13 protein-coding genes and 1 pseudogene are annotated in these 16,646 nt (G+C 71.9%); 7 read left to right on the top strand and 7 right to left on the bottom strand.

Annotation, left to right across the window (positions count from 1 at the left end; all coding sequences use genetic code 11):
- Nucleotides 1–21 precede the first annotated feature (21 nt).
- Nucleotides 22–501 (top strand): macro domain-containing protein, encoded by a 480-nt coding sequence (locus tag GTY47_RS33050; protein ID WP_010042849.1) that lies wholly within the window; start codon nucleotides 22–24, stop codon nucleotides 499–501.
- A gap of 11 nt (nucleotides 502–512) precedes the next feature.
- Here the strand turns inward: GTY47_RS33050 and GTY47_RS33045 are convergent, their stop codons facing one another.
- Together GTY47_RS33045 and GTY47_RS33040 are read right to left on the bottom strand one after the other, a co-directional pair.
- Complete coding sequence (locus GTY47_RS33045; protein WP_010042848.1) at nucleotides 513–1,406, bottom strand: arginase family protein; 894 nt, start codon at nucleotides 1,404–1,406, stop codon at nucleotides 513–515.
- Between the two features lie 94 nt (nucleotides 1,407–1,500).
- Complete coding sequence (locus GTY47_RS33040) at nucleotides 1,501–3,024, bottom strand: M1 family metallopeptidase (RefSeq protein ID WP_010042847.1); 1,524 nt, start codon at nucleotides 3,022–3,024, stop codon at nucleotides 1,501–1,503.
- A gap of 202 nt (nucleotides 3,025–3,226) precedes the next feature.
- On the opposite strand from GTY47_RS33040, the gene GTY47_RS33035 reads away from it, so the two are divergent.
- From GTY47_RS33035 to GTY47_RS33025, 3 genes are all read left to right on the top strand, one after another.
- A complete protein-coding gene (locus GTY47_RS33035; RefSeq protein ID WP_010042845.1) occupies nucleotides 3,227–5,182 on the top strand; it encodes a Xaa-Pro dipeptidyl-peptidase in 1,956 nt (651 codons plus the stop codon).
- Nucleotides 5,179–6,465, top strand: coding sequence for a M14 family metallocarboxypeptidase (locus GTY47_RS33030; RefSeq protein WP_010042842.1), 1,287 nt, complete (start codon nucleotides 5,179–5,181; stop codon nucleotides 6,463–6,465). Before GTY47_RS33035 ends, GTY47_RS33030 begins: the two co-directional genes overlap by 4 nt.
- 82 nt (nucleotides 6,466–6,547) lie before the next feature.
- Nucleotides 6,548–8,272: a BCCT family transporter gene (locus GTY47_RS33025; RefSeq protein ID WP_029181382.1), complete on the top strand. Its 1,725-nt coding sequence runs from the start codon at nucleotides 6,548–6,550 to the stop codon at nucleotides 8,270–8,272.
- A gap of 108 nt (nucleotides 8,273–8,380) precedes the next feature.
- Here GTY47_RS33025 and GTY47_RS33020 read toward each other — a convergent pair whose 3' ends face one another.
- Nucleotides 8,381–9,328: an FAD-dependent oxidoreductase gene (locus tag GTY47_RS33020; RefSeq protein ID WP_010042838.1), complete on the bottom strand. Its 948-nt coding sequence runs from the start codon at nucleotides 9,326–9,328 to the stop codon at nucleotides 8,381–8,383.
- Nucleotides 9,329–9,394: 66 nt separating this feature from the next.
- Here GTY47_RS33020 and GTY47_RS33015 point away from each other — a divergent pair, with 66 nt between their 5' ends.
- Both GTY47_RS33015 and GTY47_RS33010 read left to right on the top strand, forming a co-directional pair.
- A complete protein-coding gene (locus GTY47_RS33015; RefSeq protein ID WP_010042836.1) occupies nucleotides 9,395–10,417 on the top strand; it encodes a hypothetical protein in 1,023 nt (340 codons plus the stop codon).
- Between the two features lie 61 nt (nucleotides 10,418–10,478).
- Nucleotides 10,479–12,119 (top strand): ABC-F family ATP-binding cassette domain-containing protein, encoded by a 1,641-nt coding sequence (locus GTY47_RS33010; protein WP_010042834.1) that lies wholly within the window; start codon nucleotides 10,479–10,481, stop codon nucleotides 12,117–12,119.
- On the opposite strand, the gene GTY47_RS33005 is transcribed toward GTY47_RS33010, so the two are convergent.
- The 4 genes from GTY47_RS33005 to GTY47_RS32995 all read right to left on the bottom strand — a co-directional run bounded on the left by GTY47_RS33005 (nucleotide 12,116) and on the right by GTY47_RS32995 (nucleotide 16,441).
- Nucleotides 12,116–12,643 carry a putative glycolipid-binding domain-containing protein gene (locus GTY47_RS33005; RefSeq protein WP_231911099.1) on the bottom strand — a complete coding sequence of 176 codons (528 nt, stop codon included), beginning with the start codon at nucleotides 12,641–12,643 and terminating at the stop codon, nucleotides 12,116–12,118. The two genes, GTY47_RS33010 and GTY47_RS33005, sit on opposite strands and share 4 nt — an antisense overlap.
- Nucleotides 12,644–12,776: 133 nt before the next feature.
- Nucleotides 12,777–15,161, bottom strand: coding sequence for a Tex family protein (locus GTY47_RS33000; RefSeq protein WP_010042829.1), 2,385 nt, complete (start codon nucleotides 15,159–15,161; stop codon nucleotides 12,777–12,779).
- Nucleotides 15,162–15,276: 115 nt separating this feature from the next.
- Entirely contained in the window at nucleotides 15,277–15,408 is a 132-nt protein-coding gene (locus tag GTY47_RS41740; RefSeq protein WP_010042827.1) for an LPFR motif small protein, read from the bottom strand.
- A 163-nt stretch (nucleotides 15,409–15,571) separates the two neighbouring features.
- A complete protein-coding gene (locus GTY47_RS32995) occupies nucleotides 15,572–16,441 on the bottom strand; it encodes a hypothetical protein (protein ID WP_029181380.1) in 870 nt (289 codons plus the stop codon).
- Between the two features lie 21 nt (nucleotides 16,442–16,462).
- Here GTY47_RS32995 and GTY47_RS41410 point away from each other — a divergent pair.
- A pseudogene (locus GTY47_RS41410) lies at nucleotides 16,463–16,630 on the top strand (GlxA family transcriptional regulator); the annotation flags it as partial.
- Nucleotides 16,631–16,646: the final 16 nt, after the last annotated feature.

Below are 16,646 nucleotides of genomic sequence, written 5' to 3'. Positions count from 1 at the left end.
GGCAGCACCTAGGGTGGCGTCATGTCGGGGATCAGGTATGTCCGGGGTGACGCCACCGTTCCGTCGGTGAAGGGCGTCAAGGTCATCGCCCACGTCTGCAACGACATCGGGGGCTGGGGCAAGGGCTTCGTCCTGGCGATATCACGCCGCTGGCCCGAACCGGAGGCGGCGTACCGGGCCTGGCACCGGGGCCGCGCGGCGAACGACTTCGGGCTGGGCGCGGCGCAGTTCGTGCAGGTCGAGCCGTACGTGTGGGTGGCCAACATGATCGGCCAGCGCGGCACCAGGACCGGCAGCAAGGGTGTCCCCGTCCGCTACGAGGCGATCGACACGGCCCTGGAGGCCATGGCCGAGCGGGCCGGTGAACTGGGCGCTTCCGTGCACATGCCCCGCATCGGCTGCGGCCTCGCCGGCGGCAAGTGGTCCCGGGTCGAGCCGCTGATCGAGGAGCGGCTGATACGGCGGGGGATACCGGTGACGGTGTACGACCACGGGGACTGACCGGCCGAGGCTCAGTCCTGGCCGTCCCCGTCGAACGCCCGCACCAGACAGTCGCCGAGGCGCCGCGCGATCCCCCCGCCGGGATCCAGACGGGGATTGAAGATCGCGACGGTGAAACCGACGGCACCGCCGCCGGCCAGGGCCGTGCGCAGGACGGTCTCCAGCTCCTGCCAGGTCAGCCCGTCCGGCAGCCGGTAGTCGACGGCGGGCATGACCGCGTCGTCCAGTACGTCGACGTCGAGGTGGATCCAGAAGCCGGCGCCCGCGCCGTCGCCGGTCAGCAGCCCGACCGCGCGCCGGGCCGCCTCGCCCGCCCCCAGGGCGCGCACGGTGTCCAGCTCCAGCGCGTGCAGCGCCGACGGCAGCGGCTGCATCCCGTACGCCGCGGACTCCTCCGCGTCCCGGAACCCCAGCGCGACGACGTCCTCGTCCCGTACCAGTGGGCCCCGGCCCTCCAGGTCGGCCAGCACGCGCGGGCCGCGCCCGGTGGCGAGGGCGAGTTCCATGGAGGCCACCTCACCGGCCGGTTCCGCCGACGGCTGGTAGAAGTCGGTGTGCCCGTCGAGGAACAGCAGACCGTGCCGGCCGCGGCGGCGCAGCGCGAGCAGATTGCCCAGCAGCACGCTGCAATCACCGCCGAGCACGACGGGGAACCGGTCGTCGTCGAGGACACCGCCCACGGCATCGGCCAGCGCGGTGGAGTACGCGGCGATGCCGTCGGGGTTCAGGACCCCGGTCTCCGGGTCCCGCTCCGGGTCGTACGGGGGCGGCTCGATCCGGCCTGCCGGTACCGCGCGCAGACCTTCAGCCAGACCGGCGTCGAGCAGCGCGTCGGGCAGTTCCTCGACGCCGGTCGGGCGCAGCCCGAGCACGGACGGTGCCTCGACTATGGCCACGTTCCGCACGTCCCGCTCCTTCGTCAGCAGCCTCCACCGTAGACCGAGGGACGGCGTTCAGCAGGCCGGCACGACTGCCCGCAGCCAAGCGTGACAACGCACCTCAGCGCCCGTGCTCCCCGTGCTCCGCACCCGGACGCCCGTGCACCCCGTTGGTCGCCGCGATCTTCTTCCACGACCTCGGCTGCGAGACAGCCCGGGGGCCCTTCGCAACCGCCGCGGCCCGGGCCGCCGGCGCCCCCGGCTTCGACGGCTGGAACAGCCACGTGTCGAACAGGGCCGCCAGGGGCTTGCCGGACACCTCCTCGGCGTACCGCTGGAAGTCGGCCACCGACGCGTTGCCGTGGGCGTACTTCCGCGGCCAGCCTTTGAGGATCGCGAAGAACGCCTCGTCGCCGATCTCGTTGCGCAGCGCCTGGACGGCCAGCGCGCCCCGGTCGTACACCGCGATGTCGAACTGGTTCTCCGGCCCCGGATCCCCGGGTTTCACCGTCCAGAACGGGTCGTCGGCGGGGTGCGAGGCGTACACGTAGTCGGCGAGTTCCTGTGCCGTGCCCTCGCCCTCGTGCTCGGACCACAGCCACTGCGCGTACCGCGCGAAGCCCTCGTTGATCCAGATGTCCTTCCAGCGCTTGAGCGACACGTCGTCGCCGTACCACTGGTGCGCCAGCTCATGGACGACGACGGAGACGTTCGACCCGTTCGCGAACTGCCGCGGGCTGTAGTACGGCCGGGTCTGGGTCTCCAGCGCGTACCCGGTGGTGGTGTTCGGCACGTATCCGCCGAGCGCGTTGTAGGGGTACGGCCCGAAGTAGCCGGTCAGCCAGTCGGCGATCTCCCCGGTCCGTTCGATGCTCGCCCGCGCCGCGCCGGCGTGGCCACCCAGGTCCTTGCTGTAGGCGTTGAGGACCGGGATGCCGCTCTCGGTCGTGCCGGTCGTGATGTCGAACCTGCCGACCGCGAGCGTGGCGAGGTACGTGGTCTGCGGCTTGTCGGAGCGCCAGTTCCAGCGGGTCCAGCCGAGGCGGGAACTCGTCGACTGCAGCGTGCCGTTGGAGATGGCCTGCGTGCCGTCCGGGACCTGCACGGACACGTCGTAGGTGGCCTTGTCGAGCGGGTGGTCGTTGCTCGGGAACCACCATGCCGCCGCCTCGGGCTCGTTCGCCGCGACGCCCCCGTCCGGTGTGCGGTGCCAGCTGGTGAAGCCGTACGCCTTCTTCGACGACGGCACGCCGCGGTAGCGCACGACGACCGTGACGGGCGCGCCCTTGGCCAGCGGGGTCTTCGGCGTGATCTCCAGTTCGTGCTCGCCCGACGTCCGGAACGACGCCTTCGCGCCGTTGACACGCACCTCGCCGACGTCCAGCAGGAAGTCCAGGTTGAAGCTGGACAGGTCCTGCGTGGTGCGGGCCACGAGGGTCGCCGTGCCCTCGAGTTCGTCGGTGGCCGGCTGGTACTTCAGCCTGAGGTCGTAGTGGGAGACGTCGTATCCGCCGTTGCCGTAGGCCGGGTAGTAGGGGTCACCGATACCCGGTGCGCCGGGGGAGCGGGGCGCGGCCGATGCCGGGATCGCCAGCAGGAGAACGGCCGCGGCGAGGGCTCCCGGCGCGATGATTCTGCGGTGCACGCAAAACTCCAAGTCGTAGGGTCCCGAAGTCTGTCCGGAGCCTATGGGACTCCTGTGCCCCTGATCATGTCCATGGCCCCTGCTGTCACACGATCGCCATTCGGCCGACATGCGACACCGGGCCCCAGGGGGCCATCCAGGACACGCCGGTCCGTCAGCTGCCCTCTTCTGAACCGGAGTTCACCGATGTAGCGTCCGCCGCATGCCGAAACGCACGCGCTTCACGACCTGGAGACCGCTCGCGACGGCGGCCACGGCCGCCCTGATGGCCACACTGCTCACCCCGGTAGCGGCGGAGGCCGCCCCGGGTGAGAGCCAACCCGTCCACTCGTACGAGAACGCCATCCGCGAGGCCGTCTGGGTGGACACCGGACTCGACGGCGACCGCGACGGCAAGGCCGACCGGGTCGCCGTGGACATCGTCCGCCCCCGCGAACCCGCCCGACAGGGCCGCAAGGTCCCCGTCATCATGGACGCCAGCCCGTACTACTCCTGCTGCGGGCGCGGCAACGAGAGCCAGAAGAAGACGTACGACGCGAACGGCGCCGTCACACGGATGCCGCTGTACTACGACAACTACTTCGTGCCGCGCGGCTACGCCTTCGTCGGCGTCGACCTGGCCGGAACCAATCGCTCCGACGGTTGCGTCGACGTCGGCGGCCGCTCCGACATCCAGTCCGCGAAGGCCGTCGTCGACTGGCTGAACGGGCGTGCCAAGGCCTACACCACCCGCACCGGCACCACCCACGCCAAGGCCGCCTGGACCAACGGCAGGACCGGCATGATCGGCAAGAGCTGGGACGGCACCATCGCCAACGGCGTCGCCGCGACCGGCGTCGAGGGCCTGAAGACCATCGTTCCGATCAGCGCCATCTCCTCCTGGTACGACTACTACTTCCAGCAGGGCGCCCCGCTGTACGACTCCGGCCCCGAATGGCTGTCCGACTACGTCAACAGCCCCGACGCCCGCGCCAAGTGCGCCGCCGTCCAGCAGAAGCTCGTCGACGGCGCCCCGCGCACCGGCGACTGGACCCCGCTGTGGACCGAGCGCGACTACGTCAGGGCCGCGCGGAAGGTCAAGGCCAGCGTCTTCCTCGTGCACGGCATGCAGGACCTCAACGTGCGGATGAAGCACGTAGGGCAGTGGTGGGACGCCCTGGCGAAGAACGGCGTCGAGCGCAAGATCTGGCTCTCCCAGACCGGTCACGTCGACCCCTTCGACTTCCGGCGTGCGGAATGGGTCGACACCCTCCACCGCTGGTTCGACCACGAACTCATGGGCTACGACAACGGCATCGACCGCGAGCCCGTGGCCGACATCGAACGCGCCCCCGACCAGTGGACCACCTCGAAGACCTGGCCGCCGAGCGGCACCCGCGCCGCCACCCTGCGTCCCGGCCGGGGAACCCAGGCGGGCGTCGGCACCCTCGGCCTGCACCGCGGCCACGGCACCGAGACCTTCACGGACGACCCGCAGCTGAGCGAGACCGACTGGGCCGCGCAGATCGACGAGTCGACACCGGCGAAGGCCGGTTTCGTCACCCGGCCGCTCACCCGCGACCTGCGCCTGTCGGGCTCCTCCGAGGTCACCGTCACCGCGACACCCTCCACCCCCACGGCCCACCTCTCCGCCGTCCTCGTGGACATCGGCCCCGCCACCATCCGTGACTACGCCGACGCGGGCGAGGGCATCACCACCCTCACCGACCGCACCTGCTGGGGTGCGAGCACCGCCGGCGACAGCTCCTGCTTCAAGGAGACGAAGGCCAAGACCGCCGACGTCGGCTACACGATCGTCAGCCGCGGCTGGGCCGACCTCGGCAACCACGCCTCCGGCCTGACGGGCGCCCCGCTCACCCCGGGCAAGCGGTACACGATCACCCTCGACCTGGCGGCGACCGACCACGTCGTCCCCGAGGGCCACCGCCTGGCGCTGATCGTCGCGGGCACCGACAAGGGCCTCATCGACCCTCCCGCCGACACCCCCGAGCTCTCCGTCGACCTGTCCCGCACCTCGGCGCGCGTCCCGTTCGTCGGCGGAGCAACCGCCTTCGCCCGCGCCACCACGGGCGCCGCGTCCGCCACGCCCGACGCCACCCTGCTGGACGGCGTACGGGATCCGCGCACCGCTCACCGCGTCCCGGAGGGAAGCCAGTGACCCGCTGCACGACCCGAGCCGGCGCCCTGACCCTGACCGCCGCGGCCGTCGCCGCGACCCTGGTCGCCGCCCCGGCCCAGGCCGCCACCGGCGCCCCGCCCCGCACCGGCTTCGAGCAGACGAACGGTGCCCGCTGGACCACCCAGCCCGAGGAGCAGGACTTCCTCAACGCGGTCGACCGGTCGAGCGGCCGCGTCTCCATGACCCGCTTCGGCACGACGAAACAGGGCCGCCCGCTCCAACTCCTGCGGATCGGCACCCGCCCGACCCCCAACAAGGTGCTGCTCGTGTGCAGCCAGCACGGCGACGAGCCCTCCGGCCGCGAGGCCTGTCTGACCACCGTCCGCGACCTCGCGTACGCCCGCGACAGCCGCACCCGGCGCTTCCTGGACCGCACCACGGTCCTCGTCGTGCCCACCGCCAACCCCGACGGCCGGGCCGCCGACACACGGGGGAACAGCGACGGCGTCGACATCAACCGCGACCACCTCGCGCTCCGGACCGCCGAAGGCCGGGCGCTGGCCGGGCTCATCCGCGACCAGCGCCCCGACCTCGTCTACGACCTGCACGAGTACGGCGCCACACCCCCGTACTACGACAAGGACCTCTTCGACCTGTGGCCGCGCAACCTCAACACCCACGAGGCGGTCCACGACGAGGCGAAGACCCTCTCCGAGCGTTACCTCCGCCCCGCGGCGCAGCGGGCCGGCCACTCGACCGGCACCTACGGCATCTGGACCGACCCCGGGACCGGCGAGCCGGTCAAACAGGTGGCGGGAGACGGCCAGGAGCGCATTTTGCGCAATATGTCCGGCATCAAACATGGCATCGGACTGCTCATCGAGAGCCGAGTGGATCCGCTCACCGATGCCGAGAAGGCGGACGAGGCGCTGAACAACCGCCGCCGTGTCACCTCTCAACTCGACGCGCTGAAGGGCCTGTTCGGATATGCCGACGAGCGCCGCGGTGCGGTCGAGGCAGCGACGGGCAGGGCCCGGCTCGCGGGCTACACCACCGCCGGCCCCGTCTACGTCGGCGGCGCCGACAACGACGCGCCCGAACCCGCCGAGGTGATTCAGAACCCGCCCTGCGGTTACCGGCTCACGGCCGCTCAGTACGCCGAGGTGGGAGACGAACTCGCACTGCACGGTGTGCGCGTACGCCGGGACGCGGAGGGCGTGCTCGTACCCCTGCGCCAGCCCCTGCGGGCGCTCGTGCCGCTGCTGCTCGACGAGCGCGGAACGTACCACCTGACAGCAGCGAAGCCGGAAACGCAATGTTGAGGGGGGTGAAATTGCGCCACACGTGGTAGGGGCGTTACGGAGGACTTACGTTCCCCCTACGTCCCGATGAAAGGTGCCGCTTGTGACGCACGACCGACCAAGTGAGAGCGACCACCAAGAGGGGGCCGCGCTTCCGGGTTCGGAAGCGGGCCTCCCCGGTCAGGAACGTCCTGGAACCGACCGTATTGTCTTCGGGGTCACGGCCGTGCTCACCCTCGCCTTCGTGGTCTGGGGAGCGGCGGCGACCGACTCGCTCGAAGACGTCTCCACCAGCATGCTCAGCGGGCTGATGCACAACGGCGGATGGGCGTTCATGCTCGCGGCCTCCGCCTTCGTCGTGTTCGCCCTGTGGCTCGCGGCCAGCCGCTACGGCCGTATCCACCTCGGGGCCGAGGGCGAGGAGCCCGAGTTCCGCACGGTGTCCTGGGTCGCGATGATGTTCAGCGCCGGCATGGGCATCGGCCTGATGTTCTACGGCGTGAGCGAGCCGTTGTCGCACTACTCGACGGCCCCGCCGGGCACCGACCCGGCCGACTCCGGTGAGCGCATGGAGACGGCCATGGCCACCACCCTGTTCCACTGGACGCTCCACCCGTGGGCGATCTACGCCGTGGTGGGCCTCGCCATCGCCTACAGCACCTTCCGCAGGCGGCGCCGCCAGACCATCAGCGCGGTGTTCACGCCGTTGATCGGCAAGAAGCACGCGAACGGCGCCGTCGGCCGTGTCATCGACATCCTCGCGATCGTCGCGACCGTCTTCGGTTCCGCCGCGTCCCTGGGGCTCGGCGCGCTGCAGATCGGCTCCGGTGTGCAGGAGCTGGACTGGATGGACAAGGTGAGTACCGGGTTGCTCGTCACGATCATCGCGGTGCTGACCCTGGCCTTCGTCGCGTCCGCGGTCTCGGGCGTGGAGCGAGGCATCCAGTGGCTGTCCAACACGAACATGGTGCTGGCGCTGGTGCTCGCCCTGTTCGTGTTCGTGGCGGGTCCGACCATCATCGTCCTCGACCTGCTGCCCACGTCCGTGTTCGCCTACCTCGGCGACCTGCCCCAGCTGGCCGGCCGTACGGAGGCCAGCGGCGGGGAGGGTGTCGCGGACTGGCTGGGCAGCTGGACCGTCTTCTACTGGGCGTGGTGGATCTCCTGGACGCCGTTCGTGGGCATGTTCATCGCCCGCATCAGCCGGGGCCGCACGATCCGGCAGTTCGTCGGCGGTGTCATCCTCGTGCCCAGCACGGTCAGCCTGATCTGGTTCGCGGTCTTCGGCGGCTCGGCGATGAAGATGCAGGAGCAGGGCAAGCTCGGCAAGGAGGCGACCCCGGAGGGTCAGCTCTTCGACGTGCTCCAGCAGTTCCCCATCGCCACCGCCACGAGCCTGCTCGTGATGATCCTCGTCGGCATCTTCTTCGTGTCGGGCGCCGACGCGGCGTCTATCGTCATGGGCACCCTGTCGCAGAAGGGCGCGCTCGAACCGGGCCGTCTGGTCGTGGTGTTCTGGGGCGTCGTCACCGGTGCGGTGGCCGCGATCATGCTGCTGGTCGGCAGTGGCCAGGGCGACGCGCTGACGGGCCTGCAGAACCTCACGATCCTCGCGGCGGCCCCCTTCGTCGTCGTGATGACCTTCATGTGCGTGGCGCTCATGCGCGACCTGCGCCGCGACCCGGTGATGGTGCGCGAACAGATGGGCTCCGAGGCGGTGGAACAGGCCGTCATCGAAGGCCACAAGAAGTACGACGGCGAGTTCGAGTTCCGCGTCGGCCCGGGCCGCGGCCCGGACGTCGAGGGCGACCCCATCGGCAAACACTGACCCGACCGCCCCGGCTGCCGCCGGCCGGGCCCATGACCTCGACGCCCTCGGCCGACGAAACGGCCGGGGGCGTCGGAGTCGGAGGGGGGCGCTCTCAGTCCGGCCTCCTCAGCCCACCAGCCGGGCCGCCTCCTCCGCGCACCCCCACGCCACCGTCACACCCGCGCCGCCGTGGCCGTAGTTGTGGATCAGGAGGCGGCCGTCCGGCAGGGTGTCGCGCTCCAGGCGGACGGCGGAGCGGGTGGGGCGCAGTCCCACCCGGTGTGCCAGTACGCGCGCCCCGGCGATCTCCGGCCGCAGCGCCGCGCAGCGGCGGATGATCGCCTCGGCCGTCGCGGGGTCGGGTTCCAGCGACCACGCGTCCTCCTCGGCCGTACCGCCGAGGACGAGCCCGCCCGGCTGCGGGAACAGGTACGCGTGCTCCCCGGCCGCGTCGGTGGAGGCCAGCCAGGTGTCGATCCCCGGGTTCTCCACGACGACCAACTGCCCGCGCACGGGCCGCACGGACGGATCGGGCACCAGCTCCCGCGCGGCGAGCCCCGTGCAGTTGATCACGACCGGCGCGTCGGCCTCCGCGAACCCGGACACCGCACGGGCCTCGACCACACCGCCCGCCGCCACCAACCGCTCCCGCAGCCACGGCAGATGAACCGGCATGTCGATGAGCGGCAACCGCGCCAGGATCCCCGTCCCCGCGTACTCCTCGGGCGTCGACGCCCGCAGTCCCGGCACCCGCTCCGCCAGCCACCCGTCGACCTCGTCGAGGCGCGTCTCGCCCAGTACCCCTTCGACCAGGCGTACGCCGCTCGATCCGGACCCCGAGGCCAGCTCCTCGTACACCTCCAGCGACCGCAGCGCCCACACCCGCGCCAGCGCGAGCGGCTCGATCCGGTACGGCCACCACAACGCCCCCGCGACCGCTGAGGTGGTCGCCTCCACGCGGTCCCGCGTCCACACCCGCACCCGCCGCCCCCGCTCGGCGAGAACCACCGCGGTCGTCAGCCCGACCACCCCGCCACCGACCACCACGATCTCGTCACTGCGCTCACCAGCCATGCCCGGACCGTAGCGGAATGTGCCATGCCGTGCTCACATCACGCGTGGTGTGGGGATACTCACCGTATGTGCGCCCAGTACACGACCTTCGGCCTGGCACCCGCGATGCGGGCCGGCGGAGTCCTCACAGACGGTGGTTACCAGGTCCACCGGGACTTCGTGGACTTCATCGTCGACGGACGCCCGCTGCTGTTCCGGCTCTCCGACCTCGACGCGGTCTCCCCGCTCGCCTCCGACGTACCACCCGCGATCTTCACCGCGCAGGTCCGCAGCCTGCTGCTGGAGAGCCCGGCACCGCTGCCCGGCGGCCGGTACGTCGTCTACGGCTGCCCCGAGTGCGAGGACCTGGCCTGCGGCGCCGTCACCGCGGTGATCCAGCGGGACGGCGAGGACTTCGTCTGGCGGGACTTCGCCTGGCAGACCGACGAACACGCCGACCTGGAGCTCAACGGCTACCACGGCATCGGCCCGTTCCGCTTCCGCGGCGCCGAGTACGGCGCGGCGCTCAGCGCCCTGCTGAACGACTCCGTCCCGGACAGCCGCCGCCGCGTCCTGCTGATCGGCGCCCGCGTCGCCGTCCTGGCCAAGCTCGCCGCGGCGTTACGCACCATCGGCGTGGGCGCCGACATCGCCCACGACGCCGACGGCGTGCCCGCCGACGAACTGCGCGGCTACGGCGCCGTCGCCTTCGGCCACGGAACCGGCGAGCGGGAACGTGCCGCCGTCCGCCGCGCCTTCGAACGCGCCCAGGTCCCCGTCGCCTGCGTCGACGGCCTCGCCCCGATCGTCCCCCTCCTCGTCGCCCAGATCGAACACGCCCTGGACCGCAGCCCGTCGGAGCAGCGCCGCCTCACCGGCCTGACCGCCACCGGCGGCGAGGCCGGCATCGAGGTCACCTCCGCCTGCCGGGTCACCCTCACCGCGTACCGCCTCGACCGGCTCTCCCGCACCCACACCCACGAGATCTTCGACGGCGTCCTGGAACCGGGCCGCCACCGCATCGCCCTCGACACCAAGGCGGTGAAGGGGCAGTCCTTCCTGGTGGCGCGCACCTCCACGAGCGTGCTGGTGGCGGCCGTACCCCGCTGAGAACCGGCACGGGAAACCGGTACGCGGACCGCCCGCGACGGCCATTAGGATCGGCGGCCTGATGACTGCCACCCTCGTCGCCAAGAACCTCGCCGCCGGCCACGGCGACCGCTCCCTCTTCGCCGGACTCGACCTCGTCGTCGCGCCCGGCGACGTGATCGGCCTGGTCGGAGCCAACGGCGCCGGCAAGTCCACCCTGCTCAGGATGCTCGCCGGACTCACCGCCCCCGAGCAGGGCGGGCTGCGCCTGTCGCCGCCGACCGCCACCGTCGGCCACCTGCCCCAGGAGCCGGACCGCCGCCCCGGCGAGACCGTACGGGCGTTCCTGGCCCGCCGCACCGGCGTCGCCGAGGCCCAGCGGCTCATGGACGAGGCGACCCGGGCCCTGGTCGACGGGGCGCCCGGCGCCGACGACGCCTATGCCACGAGCCTGGAGCGCTGGCTCGGACTCGGCGGCGCCGACCTCGACGAACGCGCCGAGGAAGTCGCCGACTCCCTGGGCCTCGCGGTCGGCCTGGACCAGCTGATGACGTCCCTGTCCGGCGGCCAGGCCGCACGCGCCGGCCTCGCCTCCCTGCTCCTGTCCCGCTACGACGTCTTCCTCCTCGACGAGCCCACCAACGACCTCGACCTGGACGGCCTGGAGCGCCTCGAACGCTTCGTGAGCGGCCTGCGCGCCGGGACGGTGGTCGTCAGCCACGACCGCGAGTTCCTCACCCGCACCGTCACCAAGGTCCTCGAACTCGACCTCGCCCAGCGGCAGATCAACCTCTACGGCGGTGGCTACGAGGCCTACCTGGAGGAGCGGGAGGTCGCGCGCAGGCATGCCCGCGACGAGTTCGAGGAGTACGCCGACAAGAAGGCGGCCCTCCAGGACCGCGCGCAGATGCAGCGCTCCTGGATGGACAAGGGCGTGAAGAACGCGCGTCGCAAGGCGGGCAACGACAACGACAAGATCGGCCGCAAGTTCCGCAGCGAGGCCAGCGAGAAGCAGGCCGCGAAGGCCCGGCAGACCCAGCGCATGATCGAGCGGCTGGACGTCGTCGAGGAGCCCCGCAAGGAGTGGGAACTGCGCATGGAGATCGCATCGGCCCCGCGCTCGGGCGCCGTCGTCGCGACCCTGCGGGATGCCGAGGTGCGCCGCGGCGGTTTCGTCCTCGGCCCGGTGTCCCTCCAGATCGACTGGGCGGACCGGGTGGCGGTGACGGGCGCGAACGGCGCCGGCAAGTCCACCCTGCTCGCCGCCCTGCTCGGCCGTGTCCCGCTCGACGCCGGGCACGCGGCTCTCGGCTCGGGCGTCCTGCTCGGCGAGGTCGACCAGGCCCGCAAGCTGTTCCACGGCCGGGAGCCCCTGATCGACGCCTTCCGCGCGGCCGTCCCGGACACCGAACCGGCCGAGGTCCGCACCCTCCTGGCCAAGTTCGGCCTCAAGTCGGACCACGTCCTGCGTCCCGCGGCGACACTCTCCCCGGGCGAGCGCACCAGAGCCGCCCTGGCGCTGCTCCAGGGCCGGGGCGTCAACCTCCTGGTCCTCGACGAGCCGACCAACCACCTCGACCTGCCGGCCATCGAGCAGTTGGAGTCGGCCCTCGACTCCTACGCGGGAACCCTCCTGCTGGTCACCCACGACCGCCGCATGCTCGACGCCGTACGCGTCACACGCCGCCTGGAGGTGGCGGACGGCAAGGTGACCGAGCGCTAACGGGCCGTCAGCCGAGTGGCCAGCGAGGGGTACTCCACGACGTACCCCTCCTCGTCGAACTCCAGATCGCTGCGGAAGTCGCCGGAGGCGAACCGGACCCGCCCGGGGCCGAGATGCGTGTAGGTCTGCCGGGACGGCCGCACCGCCAGGTCCGGCACCGACACCCAGGCCATCAGGAACTCCCGTTCGCCGGGCGCCTGATGCAGCCCGTGCCGGAGCACCGGCATGGTGTTGGTGAGCGGGCACAGCCCCAGGTCGCAGTCGAGGGCGCCGTCGACGTCCGGCAGCCGCTCGCCGTTCGCGGTCCATCCGCCGCCGCCGTCGTGCCGCAGATCGAGCGTGCGGCTGCCCTCGGCGGACTCGGTCGTCACCCGCAGCCGGCGGGTCACGACGCCCTCGGTGGTGTCGAGTTCGTACGTGACCCAGTACGGCTCCGGATCGGTCCCGACGGCCCGGCCGTGTGCCCGCAGCACGCCGCCTGCGAGCTGGACCCAGGCGGTCTCGAACCCTCGGCTCGCGGACACGGACCAGGTGATAGTGCGCGTAGCAGACATACCGCTCACTCTATGTCCGACAGGTAGCAAGGTGTCCCTGTCAGGGGCGCGGGGAACTGCGCGACCAGCCACGACGGACCCGCAGCTCCCCGGAGCCGAACCGTCAACGCCTGCCGTTCTTGGGATCGACCAGGCCCGCGCGACGCAGCGCATCCGCCATCGCGCTGTTGGCCGGCGCAGCCGCCTGGCGCGAACCGGCGCCACCGCCACGGCGCGCGGCGCCCCCGCCCTGCCGCTGCTGCGGCGGACGCCCGCCGCGCCGGCGCTCGCCGGAGCCGTCGCCCTGGCCCTGGGGTGCGGCCTCGTCGTCCAGGCGCAGCGTCAGCGAGATCCGCTTGCGCGGAATGTCGACGTCGAGGACCTTCACCTTGACGATGTCCCCGGGCTTCACCACGTCGCGCGGGTCCTTGACGAACGTCTTCGACATCGCGGACACGTGCACCAGGCCGTCCTGATGGACCCCGACGTCCACGAACGCGCCGAACGCGGCGACGTTCGTCACGACGCCCTCCAGGACCATCCCGGCCGACAGGTCGGAGATCTTCTCCACGCCCTCCTTGAAGGCGGCCGTCTTGAACGCCGGACGCGGGTCGCGGCCGGGCTTCTCCAGCTCTTTGAGGATGTCGGTGACGGTCGGCAGACCGAACGTCTCGTCCACGAACTCCTGCGGCTTCAGCGAACGCAGCACCGCCGTGTTGCCGATGAGGCCGGCGACCTCCTGCCCGGTGGTCTTCACCATGCGCCGGACCACCGGGTACGCCTCCGGGTGCACACTGGACGCGTCCAGCGGGTCGTCACCGCCGCGGATCCGCAGGAAGCCCGCGCACTGCTCGTACGCCTTCGGGCCGAGGCGCGCCACCTTCTTCAGCTCGCTGCGGGACTTGAACGGCCCGTTCGCGTCCCGGTGCGCCACGATGTTCTCGGCGAGCCCGGAGGTGATGCCGGAGACCCGGGCGAGCAGCGGCGCCGACGCCGTGTTGACGTCCACGCCCACGCCGTTCACACAGTCCTCCACCACCGCGTCCAGCGAACGCGACAGCTTCACCTCGGACAGGTCGTGCTGGTACTGGCCGACACCGATCGACTTCGGGTCGATCTTCACCAGCTCGGCCAGCGGGTCCTGGAGGCGGCGGGCGATCGACACGGCACCGCGCAGCGACACGTCCATGTCGGGCAGCTCCTGGGAGGCGAAGGCGGACGCCGAGTACACGGACGCGCCGGCCTCGGACACCATCACCTTCGTGAGATTCAGCTCCGGGTGCCTGGCGATCAGTTCCCCGGCGAGCTTGTCGGTCTCGCGGGACGCCGTGCCGTTGCCGATGGCGACCAGCTCGACCGCGTGCTCCTTGGCGAGCCGGGCCAGCTTGGCGATGGCCTCGTCCCACCGGTTGGCCGGGACGTGGGGGTGGATGACGTCCGTGGCGACGACCTTGCCGGTCGCGTCGACCACGGCGACCTTCACGCCCGTACGGAAACCGGGGTCCAGGCCGAGCGTCGCGCGCGTGCCCGCCGGGGCGGCGAGCAGCAGGTCGCGCAGGTTCGCCGCGAAGACCCGCACCGCCTCGTCCTCGGCGGCCGTGCGCAGCCGCAGCCGCAGGTCGATGCCGAGGTGGACGAGGATGCGGGTGCGCCAGGCCCAGCGGACCGTGTCCGCCAGCCACTTGTCGCCGGGGCGGCCCCGGTCGGCGATCCCGAAGCGGTGGGCGACGATCCCCTCGTACGACGACGGGCCGTCCGTGGGCTCCTCGGGCTCCAGGACGAGGTCGAGGACCTCCTCCTTCTCGCCGCGCAGCATCGCCAGGATGCGGTGCGAGGGGAGCTCCGTGAACGGCTCGGCGAAGTCGAAGTAGTCGGCGAACTTCGCGCCCGCCTCCTCCTTGCCCTCCCGCACCTTGGCGGCCAGCCGCCCGCGCACCCACATGCGCTCGCGCAGCTCGCCGATCAGGTCGGCGTCCTCCGAGAACCGCTCGGTGAGGATCGCCCGGGCGCCGTCGAGGGCCGCCTGCGGATCGGCCACGCCCTTGTCGGCGTCGACGAACGCGGCGGCCGCGGCGAGGGGCTCGACGGACGGATCGCCGAGCAGCCCCTCCGCCAGCGGCTCGAGACCGGCCTCGCGCGCGATCTGCGCCTTGGTGCGCCGCTTGGGCTTGTAGGGGAGGTAGATGTCCTCCAGGCGCGCCTTGGTCTCCGCGCCCCGGATCCGTGCTTGAAGCTCTTCGGTGAGCTTGCCCTGCTCGCGCACCGACTCCAGGATCGCCGTCCGCCGCTCCTCCAGCTCCCGCAGATAGCGCAGCCGCTCCTCGACGGTGCGCAGCTGCGCATCGTCGAGCATCTCGGTCGCTTCCTTGCGGTAGCGGGCGATGAAGGGCACCGTAGAACCGCTGTCGAGCAGCTCCACGGCAGCCCTGACCTGCCGCTCCCGTACGCCGAGTTCCTCGGCGATCCTGCCTTCGATGGACCCTACTTCGAGGGACCCGGGTGTCGTCACGATCCCGTACCGCCTTCTCCACTGAGGTTGCGCGGCAATTGTGGCAGGTGACACCGACATTCGGGGGTCAGGGCGGCACCCGGCAGGTCGGGACGGTCTCGTCGGACCCCGCGGCTCAGACCCTGCGGCTGCGGGTGGAGGACGAAGCGCCGCCGAAGAGACGGGCCAGGGCCCGGAAGGGCAGCGTGACGACGGTGGCGATGGCACCGCCGATCTGGCGCAGCACGTCTGCAATGGCACGGAACACGTAATTCCCCTTTCTCCTCTCCCGACCGCGGCGGCCGGGGAAGACCGGGTACCTCACCAAAGCCTCACCATGCGTCACGGCCGAACACATGGGCGCGGCCCGGCGTGCGACCGGGACGGACGGCCGTTTCCCGGGGCCCGGCAGCGCGCTTCCCCGAGCACGGTCAGCGCTTGCCGAGCAGATCCGCCGGATACGCCCCGGCCGTGAGCGCCGCCCGCGTGAACGCCGCCCCCAGCTCGGTCAGCCGGGCCACCCCCTCCGGCCCCAGGTGCTCGTACGGGGCCCGGTCCAGGCGGTCCGTCTCCTGCTCTATCTCCTCGCGCAGGGCGACACCCCGCTCAGTGAGCTCGCCGGCCGCGTCCAGCAGCCCGCGCTCCCGCAGCCGGCCCGTGGCCGCGTCCCAGTCCTCCCGGCTCCAGCCCCGGGTGCTGAGGACCCACTTCGGTGTCATGCCCTTGCCCGTCGCCGTGTGGGTCACCATGGCCTCCAGCCCGTCCAGCCCCGCGGACATCAGCACGGCCAGGTGCCCGTCGCCCCGGTGCTCGCGCAGCAGGGTCGCCGCATGCCAGTACGCGAGGTGCGGCTCCTCGGGGACGGGCAGGTCGGCATGGGCGGCGTACAGCGGCCGCGCCCCGCGCGAACAGGCCTCGGCGGCGCGCAGCGCGAGCCGGGCGGCCTCGGCCATCTCGGAGGACGCCAGGGCCTCGTCGCCCAGCAGGCGGCGCAGCGTCGCGTCGACGGCACGCGCGCGTGCGGCCAGCACCTGGCCGGGCGTCGCGGTCTCCCACACCGCCGGCACGTGCCGGGCCACGAGCTCGTACTTGTAGTTGTAGAAGGCCGCGGCCACCGCTCCGGCCCCGACCGGCCCGAGGGCGGCGGCGCGCACGGCGAAGTTCACGGCCCGCGGGTCGGTGACCCCGGCGGCACCCAGTTCCCGGCCCAGATCCGGCGAGAAGTAGTGCGTGGAGTGCAGGGAGTTGAGCACGTTGTGGCAGCGTCGGCCGGCGCGCGGCTCAAGGGCGGCAGTCGTCATGTCCGGCAGGTTACCAACCGCTTGGTATGCCCTCTAGGCCCGCGCGCCTCATGGCAGGAAGGGTGGGGCACTCGTCATCGCGGCCGCACTCCGGGCGCGTACCGGATCCGCACGACGTGCCTGGACGGCGCGCCCGTACGGACCACCAGCGGGCTGACCCTCGTGCCCGACGTGCCCCTGCCAGCCGCCCTACGACGCCGGATCA

The sequence above is a fragment of the Streptomyces sp. SID5464 genome, from assembly GCF_009862985.1.
Taxonomy (GTDB): Bacteria; Actinomycetota; Actinomycetes; order Streptomycetales; family Streptomycetaceae; genus Streptomyces; species Streptomyces chartreusis_D.
Note: the sequence above shows the minus strand (reverse complement) of the source record. Positions and strands in the feature narration are given on the sequence as shown.